The 1,811-nt window shown below is 33.7% G+C and carries 2 protein-coding genes; both read right to left on the bottom strand.

What is annotated here, in order from left to right; translation table 11 throughout:
* Positions 1-36: 36 nt before the first annotated feature.
* Complete coding sequence (locus BM266_RS16865) at positions 37-774, bottom strand: hypothetical protein (RefSeq protein ID WP_139220689.1); 738 nt, start codon at positions 772-774, stop codon at positions 37-39.
* A gap of 153 nt (positions 775-927) precedes the next feature.
* The gene (locus BM266_RS16860) at positions 928-1,380 is read right to left on the bottom strand and encodes a hypothetical protein (protein ID WP_093411635.1); all 453 of its coding nucleotides are present in this window, start codon (positions 1,378-1,380) and stop codon (positions 928-930) included.
* Positions 1,381-1,811 lie beyond the last annotated feature (431 nt).

Below are 1,811 nucleotides of genomic sequence, written 5' to 3'. Positions count from 1 at the left end.
AGTAAATTTAACCACAGTAGAATCGATTTTGCGCACTTAGTTTGCTATGCTCACTTTCATCCGGCGCACGTGGTTCACTTTGACCGGCTCATCCAGCTTTCCATCGGAATTTACATCCAAAAAATATGAAATCCGCCCTTCACGATATTCTGCTCCAAAACCATTCCCATCACTTAATTTATATATTTTATCCTCAATGTATTCATCAAAGGGTTTATAAATAATTTCAGCCACCCTTGAATCCTCCTCGATTAATCGTGGTATTGAAAAATAATTCGATAAAGGTTCTAATTTAGTAGCAGATGCAGACTTATCTGATTCCATCCAAACAGAATTCTCCACATCAGTAAATACTCTTATATATTTAAACGTGCTTTTTTCGGGAATGCGGTCAGTCAAATGCCATAATTCTTTAGAGGCATGAAAAAACATAAACCTATCACCATTTGGTAAATCAAAAATATCTTTTTCTTTATCAGAATACTCTTTTTTGTATTCCCATTCAAACTTTTTACCTGCGCCATCAAAGAAAAACTCAGTATATAACGAAAAAACTGCCGTTCCAGTGTTTTCCTGGGTTTTAATGTGTTTTTCCCCATTATAAACATGCTGGTATTCCGTTGAATATCGTACTGCTATTCCATCATATAATTCCTTGGTGGATGAGTCTAAGAAGTACATCTGATTATTTAGTGAAACAATCTGACTCATTCCAAGAAATGGTATAAATAACAATAAAAAATTAAGCCTTTTAAATACACAAAATTTAGTCATAAATAAGTTTTAAAGTTATCCCTTTTGGTTACATATTAGAATTAATTTCCAGCATCTGATAATCCAGGTCCTTCCCCTATGGAAGATGCCTTGGAAGGTTCATATGAATTTAAAATGTGAACACGTTGCTCTAATTAGAAAGCTGTTATTCTTTTATAGTATCTTGACAATGCTGAAAAAAATTAGAGACATTAAAAATAAGAAATAACAGATATAGGCTAAGGATTCTGAAACCATGTACCAAGTAGGTAATCTTCCTTCAATATCTTCTAAAATCAAACTGCCTTCCTTAAATTTGACTAAGACCATTTTGTAAGAATCCGCCAGTAGCTTATTTTGTTTAACTTCACCAAATAATGTTATACCCGTAAACAAAATTGCAAGACAGACAGTTATAATTGTTGTGGTATAGAAAAAGAAAATTTTAGAATCAGGATTGTCAACATCACTAAAAGCTACAAAAACACTTAGAAACCCCAAAGCAGTAATTACGAGCCATCTTAAGAAGCTATACTTTTTATCCAACCATTTTGCTTCTGTTTTTTGAAACCCATTCTGGAGTTCCTTAAAATACTCTCCTCTTTGGTCCTCTTTGTTTTTTTTCATAAAAAATAATTATCTCCACTTTGGTTGAAAAGTCCATGTGCTAAAAGTAGTAAGATGTTTCTCATACCTATCATAGACTGCAACTTTCAAAAATTGAGATTTAGGATTAATTATCAAGTTGTAGATATTTGAAGAAGAGGTGAAAAACATCCCACCATTTAGGGAAGTCTCTACCTCTCTAGCCTCTGTAACATACCCGTTTTCATCCTTAAATTTAATTATATTGCCGTCTTGAAATCTTTCTATATCGCCCACGGAGTTCACTTTGTAAATCCTCAAATAATTTTGGTCGATTTGAAGGATAATTTGGGTTAAATAATTAGGTGCCAGATAAGTTGGATATACTGGACTAAGCTGACCCCCCTAACAGTCTATATTTAGCGTGCTGTCGTTCTGGCGGATGCTGACCCCCCTTAAGAAAACGAAGATAG

The organism is Salegentibacter flavus (assembly GCF_900115145.1).
Classification (GTDB): Bacteria; Bacteroidota; Bacteroidia; order Flavobacteriales; family Flavobacteriaceae; genus Salegentibacter; species Salegentibacter flavus.
The sequence above is the reverse complement of the archived record's forward strand: the minus strand, read 5'-3'. Positions and strand labels throughout refer to the sequence as shown.

What these genes read in the sequence shown, in the direction of transcription:
- BM266_RS16860 (WP_093411635.1), bottom strand. Translation starts at nt 1,380, where the DNA reads ATGAAAAAAAACAAAGAGGACCAAAGAGGAGAGTATTTTAAGGAACTC.
- BM266_RS16865 (WP_139220689.1), bottom strand. Translation starts at nt 774, where the DNA reads ATGACTAAATTTTGTGTATTTAAAAGGCTTAATTTTTTATTGTTATTT.